The following is a 14,879-nucleotide window of genomic DNA, read 5'->3' as shown; positions in this document are numbered from 1 at the left end:
TCTACGGTTCGACGCTTAGCCAGAGGCTATGAGATCGCCACAGCGTTCCTTGGTCAGCAGCCGATCCAGGATGCGCCTGGATTGCACTCCGCCAGCATCGATGTTGAGCTTGAGCAGGTCACGCTGCGGATAGTCGAGCAGGTTACGTTGTTGGCGTTCGAGCATTTCCAGGTCTTCGCTGAAAATTTTGCCCTGTCCCTCGCGAATGCTCTCAGTCAGGGCCTTATCGTGCGGTTTGAAGTTGCGCGCCATGCCCCAGAAATACCAGATCGACGTTTCCGTCTCAGGGGTAATGAAGTCTACCACGATGCTGGACGCCTTATGTTCAGGGGCAGCGTTATACCCACCCTTGCCGGCATGCGCTACACCGACCTCGATCAGTACATGGCTGGGCGGCGTAAAGCGGCAGATTTGCCAGCGATCGACAGGTACATCGTCCGCCAGGTTGTTGCCACGCAGCGCCATCCGCCAGAACGGCGGCGGCATGATGTTTTCCATGTGGCGCGCCGTGACGACTTCTTCACCGTGGACCGTGGTAACCGGCGGCACTTCGTCGATTTCCTTCTGGCCGATACTGGAGGCATGGACATAGGTCTCATGCGTCAGATCCATCAGGTTATCGATCATCAACCGATAATCGCAGGCGATGTGGAACAGACCACCGCCGTATGCCCACTCATCACTGACAGCCCATTCGAGGTGATGGATCAACGCTGGGTCAGCCAGGGTCTGGTCACCAGGCCAAACCCAGATGAAGCCATAGCGCTCCACCACTGCATAAGCTTTGTTGCAGGGAAAACCACGAACTCGCTGCCCGGGCATCGATACGGCTTTGCCATCACAGCCCATGACCAAGCCATGATAGCCGCAGACCAAATTGCCGTTTTCGACATAGCCCAGCGACAGCGGCGCACCACGGTGCGGGCAGAAATCTTCTACTGCCGTTACCTGCTGTTCATGTCCACGATAGAAAACAATTTTTTCGCCACAGATCTGCCGTCCGAGAGGTCTGTCGGCAATTTCATCCGGCGTACACGCGACATACCACGCGTTCTTGGGGTACATGTTGAATCTCCTGCCGTGTGTTGTAGTACTTGACCGATCGGGCGATCAAGAACGGCTCACGGTACGGTGCGGATCGATGACAAATTTCTTCGGTACCCCGGCATCAAACTCACCGTAGCCCTGAGGGGCTTCGTCCAGGGTGATCACTTGCACGCCTACCACTTCGGCAATGTTGATGCGGTCCCACATGATGGCTTGCATCAGCTGGCGGTTGTACTTCATGACTGGGGTCTGGCCAGTGTGGAAGCTGTGGGATTTTGCCCAGCCCAGACCGAAGCGAATGCTCAGGCTACCCATCTTCGCGGCGGCATCGACGGCACCTGGATCTTCGGTCACATACAAACCTGGAATGCCGATCTTGCCAGCCACGCGCACCACTCCCATCAGCGAGTTCAACACTGTGGCCGGTGCTTCTGCCTTGACCCCGGAATGGCCGTGGCCACGGGCCTCGAAGCCGACGGCGTCGACCGCGCAATCTACCTCAGGCTCACCCAGCAGGGCGGCAATCTGCTCGTGCAGCGGCACATCCTTCGACAGATCTGCGATCTCGAACCCTTGTGCTTTGGCATGCGCCAGACGAACCGGATTGACGTCACCAACAATTACTACAGCAGCGCCCAGCAGCCGGGCAGAGGCTGCAGCGGCCAGCCCCACCGGGCCTGCACCAGCGACATACACGGTGCTACCTGGCCCGACGCCAGCGGTTACCGCTCCGTGATAGCCGGTGGGAAGAATGTCCGACAGGCAGGTCAGGTCGCGAATTTTCTCCATGGCACGATCACGATCCGGCAATTTCAGCAAATTGAAGTCGGCGTAGGGGACCATCACGTACTCGGCCTGCCCACCAGTCCAGTCGCCCATGTCGACATAGCCATAGGCGCCCCCAGGGCGTGCCGGGTTTACGCTCAGGCAGACACCTGTGTGCATTTCCTTACAGGAACGGCAGCGCCCGCAGGCCACGTTGAAGGGCACCGAAACCAGATCGCCGATTTTCAGGTTTTCGACGTCACTACCTTTTTCGATCACCTCGCCTGTGATCTCGTGGCCAAGCACCAGTCCTACCTGTGCTGTGGTACGTCCACGGACCATGTGCTGGTCTGAGCCGCAGATGTTGGTGGTTACCACTTTCAAGATTACGGCGTGCTCGATCTTACGGCCACGCGGGTCCTGCATCTTCGGATAATCAATCGACTGCACTTCAACTTTACCGGCGCCCAGGTAAACTACACCACGATTCTCTAACATGACTTATTGCCTCTATTGTTGTTGTCGACAAATCTCGGATTTTATGGGTTAAACGCGTCTCCAAAAGCAACTTGGAGATTGAGAAATCAACGCACAAGCTGTCTATTTTGCAAGGCTGCTCTGAAGTAATAAGTGCCGACGTTAGCCAATATCAATTGACTAACGGTGGCATATGCAGGGCGACGATATCGGCATCCTCGCCCCCATAAATGGGATACCGCTGTCGCACTAACGGGTCATGGCCTGGAATCACATGGTCCGGGCTGGGTACCAGGCTCAACAGCGTTCGGTAACCGTCCAGCATCTCGCCGACGTTCAAGACGATGGGAAAGGGAGCATCCTGCTGCAGGTTGGCGTAGTAATGGCTTGCATCGGACGCTAGGACAATCCACCCCCGCGCCGTGTGGACGCGCACCACTTGCAGGCCAGCGGTATGCCCCCCTACCTTGACCAACTCAATGCCCGACGACATTTCACTGTTACCGTCATGAAATACGACACGCTGTTGATACACGCCCCTCACAATATTCACGACGTCTTCGACGTTGAAGGAATGACGCAATGGTGGATAAAGCATGTATCGCCCAGTGGCGAAATTGATCTCCGCCGACTGCACGTGAAACCGCGCATTCGGCAAAAGGTCGATATTGCCTGCGTGGTCGTAATGCATGTGCGTGATAATCACGTCCTGCAGCTGTTCGGCGCTCACGCCTAACGGTTCAAGGGCGCCAATAGGGCAGCGCAGCAACTGGCGTTGCCGTTTGTCCGCAGTCACTTGGTTGAACCCGGTATCAACCAGTACGCACTTCCCATTCCCGCGAATCAACCAGACGAAGTAGTCCATCGGCATCGGTCCGTCGTGCGGGTCGGTCGACGAGATAAAGTTTTCATGGCGCTTGCGCGCCACTGTGGCATACCGGATGGCAAATACTTCGTGGCAGGGAAGGGCGCTCATTTGCTTATGTCCTAAACATTCCAGCGCGTCACCTACATGTCGGTGACGCCAAGGGTAGTTAACGGGTGCTCCGTCAGGCTTTCGCTGCAGCAGCGTCGTAGGCAGCAATGGCGTCGCTGGCCACGCGGAATGCGGCAAGTGCTGCCGGCACGCCGCAGTAAATCGCGGCTTGCATCAGAATTGCGCGAATTTCATCCCGACTGACACCGTTGGTGAGGGCACCTTTGACATGCACACCGAGTTCGTGGTGTTGATTGAGAGCCGTCAACATCGCTAGGTTGATGATGCTGCGGGTCTTGAAGGGTAATGTTTCATCGCCCCAAACCGCTCCCCAGCAGTACTCCGTCACCAAGGCTTGCATCGGCTTGTTGAAGTCATCTGCGGCGGCCCAGGACTTTTCAACGTGAGCGCTGCCCAATACTGCTTTGCGATTGTTGAAGCCTTTTTCAAACAGTTGCTGATCAGTCATTTACATTCTTCCTGGTAGGGATTTCGATACCTGCCCATTGCTCGATCAGGCACGCAATACGGGTGAAGTCAGCGTCCGGACCAAACGCTGCGTTGGTCATGTTCAGGACCTGGCGCACTGCACTGCCGACGGGCATTGGCACGCCCATCGCTTCAGCTTCGTCGAGGCACAAACGGGTGTCCTTCAGCGACAGGGCGGTGGTAAAGCCGAAGTCGAAGGTGCGCGGCAGCACGGCGCGGGGCAGCTTGTCGACAGTCGCGCTGTTGCGGCCGCTGCCGGCGTTGAACACTTCCAGCATGACCTGCGGATCCAGGCCGGCTTTGACGCCCATCACCAAGGCTTCGCTCGAAACCGCCAGTGCAGTGACCGAAACGAGGTTGTTGACCAGCTTCATCGTTTGGCCAAGACCCGCGAGCTCACCACAGGAAATGACCTTGCCCAGCGTTTGCAGTAGAGGATGGACCAGTTGCACCGTTTGAATGGGGCCTGCGACCATCAGGGCCAAGGTACCTTTAGCCGCCCCGGCGGCGCCGCCACTGACGGGCGAATCGATGGCGATAATGTCCGCTGCAGACAAGTTTTCACTGACGTGCTTGGCCATCCGCGGGCCAGTGGTCGACAGGTCAACGAAAACTTTGATTTTCTCGCCATGAATGACCCCGTCCTGGCCGAGGGCAACCTTTTCCACCACATTTGGTGTAGGCAAGCTGGCGAACACTACTTCCGCCTTGTTGCTCACATCGAGGGCGCTGTTACATGCTGTAGCGCCGAGCGCAACCAGGCGCTCGACCGCTGCAGCATTGAGATCAAAAACATGCAGGTGTTGGCCTGCTGCCAGCAGACGGGTGGCCATGGGTTCACCCATGGTGCCCAGTCCTACAAAACCAAGAGTCGTTTGCGACACAGCAGTTGCTCCTTGAGGAACCAATTAAGACAACACCATCCTCGCCTCACGAAGCAGCACGTTGGCGAAGATGGGTACGATCAGGGCGTGGATGCACTGTCCATCAACCTGGCGAGCAGCCCGCGACCGAGCAGCACCTCCTCGTCATTGACCACATGAGCCATCCCCGGAAACGCCCGTAGCGTTAGGTCGGCCTGCATAGTTGCGAACACCAAAGCGGTTTGCAGTGTTCTGGTCAGAGGGACCCACTCATCCTCATCGCTATTTGCCAACACCACGGGTGTACCGTGTAAGCGCTCGGAGGTGGACCAGTCGATGCCAACTGGCCCGATCAAGCCCCCTGTATAGGCGATCAGCCCACCCCAGCGAGCAGGTCGGCGGTACAGGTATTCGCAGGCTAGGCAGGCACCTTGGGAGAAACCGAGAAATGCGATGTTGCACCGCTCCACGCCCAGCTCCACCAATCGCTCGACCTCTTGGTCCAAACGTTGAATGGCCTGGCCCAAAGCCGTGGCGTTGAGCTCTTCTGGATCCATGAACTTTCCGGGATACCAGGATTTTTCATGGGCCTGCAGCGCGACATAAGCCATGTCGGGCAAGTTGATCCGCTCGGCAATCGCCATCATGTCGGAGGGCGACTGGGTACGCCCGTGCAACAGGATGGTGACGACACTATTGGGCTTTACCGGTGCGCCGAAGGAAAGCGATGGCAAGTCGAGGTGACAGTAGCTATTCATGGCTGTCACTCAGAACTTCAACGGTTCGAGATACGCCGAAATTTCTTCTGCTTTATCACCCAGCTGGGGAGGAATCTGGATGGTCTGCCCCATCGCTTCATAAGGTTCATCAATCAGAAAACCTTCAGGCTTGGACACCGTGGCTTCAAACAGCGCGCCCCCTGGAGTGCGCACGTAAATCGAATCAAAGTAACCGCGGTCTTTGCGGTCAGACACATCGGTGTAGCCCAGTCCTTCTAGGTGATGCTTTACATTCTTCTGAACGCTGAGATCGCTAACTTCGAAGGCACAATGATGGACTGTGCCTTCGCCGTAGGCCCAAGTCCCCTGTTCGAGTTGCGGTTCGTGCTGGAAGTCGATGATGGTGCCGCTACCGCCTTTACCGACGTGATAACGGGTGAAGGCACCATCGGTATTTTCGAGCTTGCCACTCCAGCCGTAGTGCATGAACTCGGCAGAGTTCTCCATGTCGCGAACGGAAACGGTAATTCCGTGAGTGCCTCGGATGCCGAAGCCTTCTGGGATCACCCCATTGGAGTACGGTTTACGGTCGTCGTCGGCGATACCGACCAGCTCATAATCGATGCCGCACGGGTGCGCAAAGTGCAGTACCTGTTCACCGAAGCGCTCAAGCAGCTCAGGTTTGAACCCATGGTTGGTCAGATGTGTAGCCCAGAAGCCCAGAGACGATACTGGCACCGACAATGCCAACGTCTTGACCTGGCCCGAACCGCGCTTGGCTTTGCGTCCGGATTGGCGCATTGGGAAACACGTCACCAACGTGCTTTCCTCACCCAGATCATTACCGTAGTACAGGTGATAGATTGGTTCGACGCCATCGTACAAGCCAGTCTTCTTCACGCTTTTGAGCCCAAGCACTTTGGTGTGGAAGTCATAGTCTTCCTGAGCACCGCCGACGTTGAGGGTGATGTGGTGATGGCGTTGGATATGCGGATTGAGTTCCATGACGGCCTCTTTCTTATGGTTGTTAAGGTTGCTCAGGTCATTGAATACGGGATGGCCGACTACGGGCGGCGGCCTTCTAGGGCATTGGTGAGCAAGGTGCGAATGCCTTCGGCCTCAATTGGCCGCGGATTCCAATAAGGTGACGCGCAGGCCACTTCTGTTGCCCGATCAATGTCTTCGGCTGTCATGCCCAGCTCTGCGAGGGTCGTCGGAGCACCTGATTTTTGAGCTAGATCGAACAAACCGCGTGCCGCATCGTCGGTTCCCAGTGCCCGGGCGATCAGGGCCATCGCCTCGGGAGCAGCGGCACTGTTGTAGGCTACGGCGTGGGGTAAGATCACCGCGTGTGTAGGGGAATGCGGAAGGTTGAAACTGCCACCCAGGGTGTGGCAGAGCTTGTGGTGAATGGACATCCCTACCGCTCCCAGGCACGTGCCGCACGTCCATGCGCCAAATAGCGCATCCGCGCGGGCTTCGATGTCACTTGGATCGTGGTGGATCGCGGGAAGTGCGCGACTGATCGCTGCAATGCCTTCTTGTGCCAAAAGCGAAATCAGCGGGTTTGCGTCTTTGGAGTAGAGCGCTTCGACTGCGTGCGCAATGGCGTTGAGCCCGCTGGTCACGGTTAAGTCAGCAGGCAGCGACAACGTCAAGTCAACGTCATAGATGATCACTTCCGGAAGGACTTTGAGCGTGCGTTGGGTCGTCTTCAATCCAGCTTCGGTCTGGCCGATGATGGGGGTGGCCTCCGAGCCTGCGTACGTGGTCGGGATCACGATCTGGGGGAGGTCGGTTCGCAACGCCAACGCTTTGCTCAGACCGATGGTGGAGCCGCCGCCAATTGCAACTAGGCAGTCAGCACGGCTTTGCTCCACAACTCGCAAGGCTTCTTCGGTCACATCTACGGGGGTATGCATGGTGGCATTGTTGAACACGCCAACCGCCAGATCGCCAAGCAGCTGGCACAGGTGTTGACCCTGCTCACTCTGCGGTGCGGTGGTCAGTACCAACGCACGCATGCATCCCAGAGCTCGAACTTCATCGGCCAATTGGGCTAGCGTGCCTTGGCCAAAAATGACCCTTGAGGGCAGGGCGTTGTAGACAAATGTTTGCATGCCGCTTCTCCGCTGAGGCGTTGCCTGTTGTTGTTTTTGGAGCATCTCGCACCCACGGCCGCTGAACATCCTGCCAAAAGATAGTTGTGCGGATCGTGCTGGAATTAGGGCCTGACTCAGGCCCGATCGTCGCCGAGAAATGCGGCTACCTCATTGCAGGCGGCAGCAGACTCATCCAAAACCAGGTGGCCGGCATCGGGGAACAGTGTCAGGCTGGCACCTGCGATTAGCTGCTGCCAGGCGGCCCCCTGGCCCGGTGGCAACAGGCGATCTTTCTGACCCCAGATCAGCAGGGTAGGGCTGCTGATAGCACCCAGGACTTGAGGCATGCGGGGATGATTCAGTGTCCCGTCGCGCAACAGACCGGCTACTGTTGTGCCTTCCTTATGCCGCATCGCGGCAAACTCGGGATCTTCGCCATCCGGCAAGTACGGCTGGAGCGTGCACAAGTCGTAGACCAGGTAGCTGAGGATCTCATCGGGTGCGAGGATGCTCAGATCAGGCTGCGGGTGTGCGGGCACTTCCAAGCCCGCCGGCGCGACCAGTACTAAGCGGTCGACAATGTCAGGATGGGCGGCTGCGAAATGCGCAGCTATCCAGCCCCCAAGCGAGAAGCCGACTAGGTGGACGCGTGGCAGTTCCAAGGCCTTTATCAACGCAACATAGTGAGCCACATAGTGCTCAACAGTGGTGAATTCAACGCTACTCTGCGATGGGCCGAAGCCTGGATGGTAAGGAATGATCACCTCGAACTGCGAAGTCCAGTCCCGAGCGAAATCAAAGCCGTGCCACGTGGCCGCCCCATGCAGAAACAGCAAGGGCTGACCTTGGCCGGCACGATAGACAACGGTCTCTATTCCGTTGACAGAGAGCGAGGTTTTGCTGAAGCCGGTCAGGTCGACGCGGCGGTCGCCGGTGCAGAGTTGCGTCATCGTGTGCCTCCATATGAAGTCATGTGCTGCTTCCTGGGTGGAGCGGTTCCCCCGCTCAGTCAGGTGCATTCTTTGGAATAAATAGGCGCGGATCACCTATCAGCAGATAGTGGTGGTCAACGGCTACCGCACAGATGGAGATGGGCTGGAAAAGGAGGGGAGGAGGATGCGAAGTGGTGACACAGAGGCGTATTGCGAAAAACCGAAAAAGCTTGCTGCACTCACGCACGAATGAGGCAGCAAGTTCTCCAAGACCTACGCGAGGGTGAGAGCAGGATTAGCGGAGATAACGTTACGGATCAGCATTTGTACAGAATCGTCACCAATGAAGCCCAGCCGTCGAGCACCGTCTGCGGTTAAAGGCGGCTGGCGGAAAATTGCTTCGACTGCACTATTCGTTTGGCAGGTAATCAACTGGCGGACCTCATCGCCATAGCATTCTGCTAAAGCATCGATCAACGCATGCATCTGCAGATACAAAGCGGGTAAGGTCCAGTTGCGCCTGTCTGGCAATTCACCGGTGAGTCGCGCCGCATGGGCCAAGTTTTCGACGCAGGTTTTCACCGACATCACCCAGGTCCCGGCCTCTGCGGCCATCGGCAAAGTGAAGGGCTGATGAGCGCGAGCGGCATAAAAAACATCGCTGAGAAACGCCGACAACATGGTTTGCGAACCGGCAGGGCGAGCGATGATCCCCGGCAGCCGAAGGGACAGGCCATCAAGGAAACCTGCGCGGCTGTAGTCATTAATCAGGTGCTCACCGACTAACTTATGCGTGGCGTAGCTTATGCCTGGATTGGGCAACGTGGCATCGTTGATCTCCGCCGGCCATGGACTGGAAAAGACAGCCGCTGAGCTCGCAAAGACGAACCGCGGGCAGTGACCTTGTCGACGAATGCCCTCCAGCAACTCAATAGTTGCATCCAGATTGGTGGCTTTACCGAGCGCGAAGTTGTCGACCGATTGACGACCGGCGACGGTTGCCAAATGAAAGATCCTGTCGGCAGGGCGACTCAATAGCTGCTCCAGGACCTTTCGCTCAGTCAGGCCGCCCACAACATGCTGCACACGTGGATCAGTTGCTGGCTGAGAGAAACTAAGGTCCGATGCCAGGATGCAGTCGTCAGGACCGGCGTCACAGAGCAAATGCTCAATGAGCGCGCTGCCGACGAATCCGCCCGCGCCAGTGATTAATGTAAGCACAAAGGCCTTCCTTATCGCGGGTCAAGGATTGGGGATGAACGCGATTGTCCGCACTTCCAGGCTCTCGCGAGCCGGCGCATCGACGGCGCTGGTCGGATCGTCGAACGCACTGTGTCCAGCCCATTGCACGGCTTCGGCATCCGAGTCGACCAGCTTGAACAGGAGCATTTCGTCTGGCTGCATCGCCGGGTAGTAATACCAACGCTGATTTTCGTTATAGGAAATGTTGAAACCAAACGCCGGGCTTACGCCAGACCGGGTGGCCAGCAACTTGCACAGATGTTGGTCGTGACGATCAATGGTCGATCCATCCAGTACGGTCAATGGATGCCGCTGGACCGGCTTGATCGGCCGCCATACGTTTATGATCATCCAGCGCCCGTTGAGAAGGCGTTGGCGGTCATGTTCTGGTACCAGGTGTTCGGCAATGGCATGCGCGGTAGGAGTGTCGTAGTCCACATGGACGTTCATTGCCGGTGTGCGAACTCTGGCAACGCCACCCTCGCTACCGCCGCGCAGCTGCTCGCCGAAGACCACGACGTGCGTCGCGTTGGTCTGTTGCTTGATGACACTCACGACTTCCTCGAAGTAGATCTGGCGCACCGCGTCCAGGTCAGTGAAGTCGTGCACAGCGCTGGTCATTTTAACTAGCGTGAAGGCATTCTTTTCCAGTGAGAACTCGGTGTTGGAAAGGCGCGCATTGTGAATTTCCACGGAGTGCGGGATGAGGCGAATCTTGGCGTTTCCCTTCACTGCATCGTCCATGTAGGCGAGCTTCTGCGAGGGATCTGCGAAATTAAGAACAGTTTCCACCGAATTCAATGAGGTAGTCGCAACGGGGGTGTTCATTGATAACTCCATAACAGTGAGCACATCGACGCGTAGCTCGACGGACCCTCCTTCAAAGAGAGACCGTCGCATAGCCAGTGGGTCAGGACGGCAAGTTGACGAGTGGGACATCCCCGCGAGCGGCAGCGGCCACTTCGGCGTTTTCTTCACGGATCAGTTTGTCGATCATCCAGCGGAACTGGCCTAGGCCGGCGTCGAAGCTGGTGGCGATCATCGGGCGGTCTGGCGTTCTGAGTTTGACCTTGTACTGCGCCTCGATGATTTCCCGGTCCTCATCGAACGCTTGGCGAGCACCTCTCCAGAATTCATCCACCCATTCATCGTCAAAGATGTCCGGCATGAGGATCGAGAATGAGTAGCGGCTGCGCCCATCTGCCAGCGGTGTCACGGCCTGGCAACTGTATTGGGTGAACAGGCTCGGCGTTTTCGACAGGTCAGGTGGGCCATCGTTGTTGATGTCCGCGGAGCCGGCGAGCAGGGCATGTGAATGCAGCAGCATCACGCCAGGTATCTGGTAGTCGTAACTGCTCCACAGGTCGAGCTTACCGGTGCCCTTGTCGCCGAAAGCGGGGTCCTGATTGCGCACATACCGTGATACCCGCAGCGCGCGGTCCAGGCGCTCGATTTTCGGGCGGGTATAGGCCCAATCCTCACTCGCACCGAAGGAGGTCGGATGCACGTAGGCCAAGTGCGAGAAGTCCAACAGGTTGTCGTTGACCTCTTGATAGTCCGTATCGTACTCGATGAAGCCAGAGCGGGATTTGAACCCGGGGGTATCGAGCGCCATGGCGCGGGGGATCAGTGCGATATCGGCTTTAGCAGGATCTCCCATCCAGACCCAAATCCAGCTGTGTTTCTCGACAACCGGATAAGACCGCACACAGGTGTTGGCAGGTATCTTGGGTTGTCCAGGGATTTCCACGCAACGTCCGCTGGGATCGAATTTCAAACCGTGGTACATGCAGCGCAGGTCATCGCCCTCACGGCGGGCTTTGGACAGCGGTGCACCGCGGTGGCAGCAGCGATCTTCCAGGGCGGCATAGCCCCCGTCGGCAGTCCGGTAGATCACCATGGGTTCATTCAGAACGGAAGTTTTGAACAGCCCCTCATCCTCAAGTTCATAGTTCCAGGCAACGGTATACCAGCAGTTTTTTATGTACATTTTTTGTTGTTCCATGCTGAATGAATTATTGGGCGGCCGAGGCAAGACTTTGCTGGCGGGCCAAGGCTTGTTCGACAGATTCGGCGATCTGTTGATGGCGCGCATAAATGAAGTCGAACAGTTCGGGATGGGTTAGCACGTAGAGGTCACCGCGCTTGATCGCGTCGATCACCAGATCACCGGTGTAGGCCGGACTTACCCAAGGGATCTGGACGTCACGGAAATGCTCCGTCGATTCAAGGTCCACGTCGGCCAGGTGCCCCTCGCCAAGATCTTTCGGTCGATTGCGACTGCTGTTGCCGATGTTGGTCCGCACCGGGCCGGGACACAGCACACTGACGCCTACCTTGGAGTTCTCGATTTCCAGTTCTTGTGCCAATACTTCTGACAGCGCGACCACGCCGAATTTGGCGACGGCATAGGCGCCCAGGGTAGGGGTGACGGCCATGCCGGACATGGATGACGTGTTGACGATGTGCCCGCCATCAGTGTTCGCCTTGAGCAGGGGCAGGAACGCGTGGATACCATGGATGACGCCCCAAAGATTGACGTCGAGCATCCATTTCCAGTCATTCAGGGTGAGGTCCGAGATGGCCGCCATCGGACCGATACCGGCGTTGTTGCACAAGATGTCCACTTTGCCATGCAGGCTAATGACTTCGTCGGCAAGTGCTTGCACACTTGCACTACTAGTCACGTCTGTACGGATGCCAGTCGCTCCGATCTCTCGTGCAGTGGCCTGCAGGCGATCATCGTCGATGTCGGCAATGATCACCTGTGCACCTTGGGCAATCATGCGTTCAGCAATCCCGCGGCCGATCCCTGAAGCGCCTCCGGTGATGACTGCTACCTTACCCTGCATTGTTTCGATACGGCTCATTGCTTGCTCCTTGAGGTCGGTGCGCATTTCAATCGTCGGTGGCGGTAAACAGCGGCATGGCATGTGGTTCACGCGTGTCTTGCTCACCCAAACGATCGCGCCAATCAGCGCTGTAGGGGGTGCTGACTAGGGCGAAGAGGTTCATCAACGCGTTGCGCACGTAGTTCGGGTCGGAGGCCATCTTGCGGAAGCCTTCCTCGTCCTGTGCTCGCCTTTCGGGGTCAGCTTCTTGAACTCGGCGTTTATGTTCGATGGCCAGTGGATTGACGATGTCCAGGAAGATCCTTCTCCGTTCGGCGGCGTAGTAATCAAGTACGTCTTCGTCGTGGCCCTTCAGCACCAGCCCCAAGGCTTCGATGAGGGTGACGGCGTCCTGAATGCCTGCGGTGAACCCAAGTCCACCGATCGGGCTGGTGGCGTGGGCCGCATCGCCAGCCAGCAAAACCCGGCCCGCGCGGTAGGTCGACGCGCAACGCTGGTGGACTCGGTAGGAGCTGGCCCGATCAAGCGTGTAGCTAGCACCCTCAGGCAGGAAATGTTCGTAGCGCTTCGCCACGTTTGCCTGGCGCTCTTCTTCGGTCCAATCAGTACGCTCGCCATAGGCAACTCGCCAGAGGTTGTCATTACTGATCTTGGAGATCACCGCCCAGTTGACTGGGTCAGCGATCATCGTATTTTCGCAATAGCCGTGGGCCGCGAAATCGAAGTACACATTGGTGGCCATGAAAGTGTCGGGCCAGGTAAACCCTTCAAACTCAATGCCCAGTGATTTGCGTACTGCACTGCGTGCGCCATCGGCTGCGACCACCCAGTCGGCCTCCAGGCGTTGCTCCCCAGCCTCGGTAGAAACCTCTACGGCTACTCGCTGAGTATTGTCCACGACCCGGTTGAAACGGGTACCCCAAAGGACGCTGACATTGGGCAGCTTCAAGAGTTGCTCGAGAATCAGCTTGGCGAGCACGTGCTGGCCGAAATGCAGTGTGTAGTAATAGGGGGTATGCACCTGCAGTACACGGTGGTCGAGCTCACCGATGTAACCGCTGGCAAAGCGCATGGTGAAGGCGTGCCCACGCGCGCCAACTTTCTCAGCTTCTTCAAGCAGCCCGAGATCGTCCAACGCTTTCAAGCTAGATGGCAGATAGACCATGGCGCGCGGTGAGTCGTCGAGCATTGCACGCTCCTCGACCACGGTTACGTGCACACCTTGCTTGGCCAGGCCGTAGGCCGTGAGCAGGCCGGTTGGCCCCGCACCAATAACCAATACATGTTTTTTTGTTGTCATCCCGCACCTCGTAAATGTTGCAGCAGCATCCAGCGACGGTCCGGACTACAAGTCCAAAACCAGGCGTTTGGATTTGGCCCTGGAACAGCAAGGGGTAAATTGATCATTGGCCGCTTGTGCCACTTCATCCAAGTAAAGGTCTCGGTGATCGGGGATACCGTCCAGGACTCGCGTGATACAGGTGCCGCACACACCTTGGCTGCACGAATACATGATCTCGATGCCATGCTCTTCCAGCACCTCGACCACGCTGCGCTCTGCTGGAATGGTGTAAACCGCGCCCGTGCTGGCAATCTCGACTTCGAAGGGATCGTCGGCAGAGTGGTCGCTTACGACCCCAGCGAAGTATTCGACGTGTAACTGCTCCGCCGGCCAGTTAGCTGCCTTGCAGGTGCCCAGCACGTAATCGATAAAACCTTTCGGCCCGCACACGTAAACATGGGTCTGGGGGGCGGTGTCAGCAATAAGCGCGCGCATATCGAGCTTCTGCTCCGGCTGGCCGTCATCGAGGTGGAAAGAGGTTCGATGGCTAAACGGCGAATGCATGATGCGCTCGTGGAAGGCCATCCGGTCGAGCCCGCGTGCGCAATAGTGCAGGGCAAAGTCACTACCCAGTTGCTGCAGGCGCTCCGCCATACACAACATGGGGGTGATACCGATACCGCCAGCCATGAGCAGGATTTTCTGCGCATTGACCAGAGGGAAATGATTCTTGGGCGGGCTGATGGTGAGCAGATCACCTTCGTGAATGCTCTCGTGCATACCCTCCGAACCACCTCGCGATTGCGGATCCTTGAGGACACCAATCAGGTAACGCTGATTTTCGTGCGGAGGGTTGCACAAAGAGTACTGGCGAATCAGGCCTGGACGTACTTGAACGTCAATGTGCGCACCGGCACTGAAAGACGGCAGTGGCTTGCCATCAGGATCGATCAATTCAAAGCTGCAAATGTCGAGCGCTTCGCGCCGCTTGCTTTGAACTTTAACTGTCAAGGTGAGTGCTGAACTCATGGGGATGCTCCGATCTAGCGAGGCCCGGGTACGTTATTGTTGTGCCCCGACGTCATTCAATGCGTTCTTGAGATGGGAAGAACCCTATCTGTAGAGAGGAAGTT

Annotated in this window: 15 protein-coding genes; all 15 read right to left on the bottom strand. The window is 57.3% G+C overall.

Annotated features, from left to right (window positions below; genetic code table 11):
- Positions 1–15: 15 nt before the first annotated feature.
- The 15 genes from E8E78_RS00505 to E8E78_RS00435 all read right to left on the bottom strand — a co-directional run bounded on the left by E8E78_RS00505 (position 16) and on the right by E8E78_RS00435 (position 14,775).
- Positions 16–1,065, bottom strand: coding sequence for an aromatic ring-hydroxylating dioxygenase subunit alpha (locus E8E78_RS00505; protein WP_179052430.1), 1,050 nt, complete (start codon positions 1,063–1,065; stop codon positions 16–18).
- Between the two features lie 45 nt (positions 1,066–1,110).
- A complete protein-coding gene (gene fdhA, locus E8E78_RS00500; RefSeq protein ID WP_108078990.1) occupies positions 1,111–2,310 on the bottom strand; it encodes a formaldehyde dehydrogenase, glutathione-independent in 1,200 nt (399 codons plus the stop codon).
- A gap of 151 nt (positions 2,311–2,461) precedes the next feature.
- Positions 2,462–3,265, bottom strand: a complete 804-nt coding sequence (locus tag E8E78_RS00495) for an N-acyl homoserine lactonase family protein (protein WP_280311593.1) — start codon at positions 3,263–3,265, stop codon at positions 2,462–2,464.
- Positions 3,266–3,338: 73 nt separating this feature from the next.
- Positions 3,339–3,734: a carboxymuconolactone decarboxylase family protein gene (locus E8E78_RS00490; RefSeq protein ID WP_159266392.1), complete on the bottom strand. Its 396-nt coding sequence runs from the start codon at positions 3,732–3,734 to the stop codon at positions 3,339–3,341.
- On the bottom strand, positions 3,727–4,662 hold the full coding sequence (locus E8E78_RS00485) for an NAD(P)-dependent oxidoreductase (RefSeq protein WP_280337070.1): 936 nt from the start codon (positions 4,660–4,662) through the stop codon (positions 3,727–3,729). The genes E8E78_RS00490 and E8E78_RS00485 overlap by 8 nt, the downstream gene beginning before the upstream one ends.
- Positions 4,663–4,718: 56 nt before the next feature.
- On the bottom strand, positions 4,719–5,375 hold the full coding sequence (locus E8E78_RS00480) for a hypothetical protein (protein ID WP_280311591.1): 657 nt from the start codon (positions 5,373–5,375) through the stop codon (positions 4,719–4,721).
- Positions 5,376–5,384: 9 nt separating this feature from the next.
- Positions 5,385–6,341, bottom strand: a complete 957-nt coding sequence (locus E8E78_RS00475; RefSeq protein WP_108078985.1) for a VOC family protein — start codon at positions 6,339–6,341, stop codon at positions 5,385–5,387.
- A 59-nt stretch (positions 6,342–6,400) separates the two neighbouring features.
- Complete coding sequence (locus E8E78_RS00470) at positions 6,401–7,456, bottom strand: maleylacetate reductase (RefSeq protein WP_280311590.1); 1,056 nt, start codon at positions 7,454–7,456, stop codon at positions 6,401–6,403.
- Between the two features lie 116 nt (positions 7,457–7,572).
- On the bottom strand, positions 7,573–8,388 hold the full coding sequence (locus E8E78_RS00465) for an alpha/beta hydrolase (RefSeq protein WP_179052437.1): 816 nt from the start codon (positions 8,386–8,388) through the stop codon (positions 7,573–7,575).
- A 255-nt stretch (positions 8,389–8,643) separates the two neighbouring features.
- Positions 8,644–9,591, bottom strand: coding sequence for an NAD-dependent epimerase/dehydratase family protein (locus tag E8E78_RS00460; protein WP_280311589.1), 948 nt, complete (start codon positions 9,589–9,591; stop codon positions 8,644–8,646).
- A 21-nt stretch (positions 9,592–9,612) separates the two neighbouring features.
- The gene (locus tag E8E78_RS00455; RefSeq protein ID WP_159266386.1) at positions 9,613–10,440 is read right to left on the bottom strand and encodes a CmcJ/NvfI family oxidoreductase; all 828 of its coding nucleotides are present in this window, start codon (positions 10,438–10,440) and stop codon (positions 9,613–9,615) included.
- Between the two features lie 82 nt (positions 10,441–10,522).
- The gene (locus E8E78_RS00450; RefSeq protein ID WP_280311588.1) at positions 10,523–11,617 is read right to left on the bottom strand and encodes an aromatic ring-hydroxylating dioxygenase subunit alpha; all 1,095 of its coding nucleotides are present in this window, start codon (positions 11,615–11,617) and stop codon (positions 10,523–10,525) included.
- Between the two features lie 10 nt (positions 11,618–11,627).
- Complete coding sequence (locus E8E78_RS00445) at positions 11,628–12,482, bottom strand: SDR family NAD(P)-dependent oxidoreductase (protein WP_159266384.1); 855 nt, start codon at positions 12,480–12,482, stop codon at positions 11,628–11,630.
- A gap of 28 nt (positions 12,483–12,510) precedes the next feature.
- On the bottom strand, positions 12,511–13,764 hold the full coding sequence (locus E8E78_RS00440) for an NAD(P)/FAD-dependent oxidoreductase (protein WP_280311587.1): 1,254 nt from the start codon (positions 13,762–13,764) through the stop codon (positions 12,511–12,513).
- Positions 13,765–13,809: 45 nt separating this feature from the next.
- Positions 13,810–14,775, bottom strand: coding sequence for a PDR/VanB family oxidoreductase (locus tag E8E78_RS00435; RefSeq protein WP_280311586.1), 966 nt, complete (start codon positions 14,773–14,775; stop codon positions 13,810–13,812).
- Positions 14,776–14,879: the final 104 nt, after the last annotated feature.

Origin of the sequence: Pseudomonas sp. BN505, assembly GCF_029873175.1 — a bacterium.
GTDB classification, from domain to species: Bacteria; Pseudomonadota; Gammaproteobacteria; order Pseudomonadales; family Pseudomonadaceae; genus Aquipseudomonas; species Aquipseudomonas putida.
Note: the sequence above shows the minus strand (reverse complement) of the source record. Positions and strands in the feature narration are given on the sequence as shown.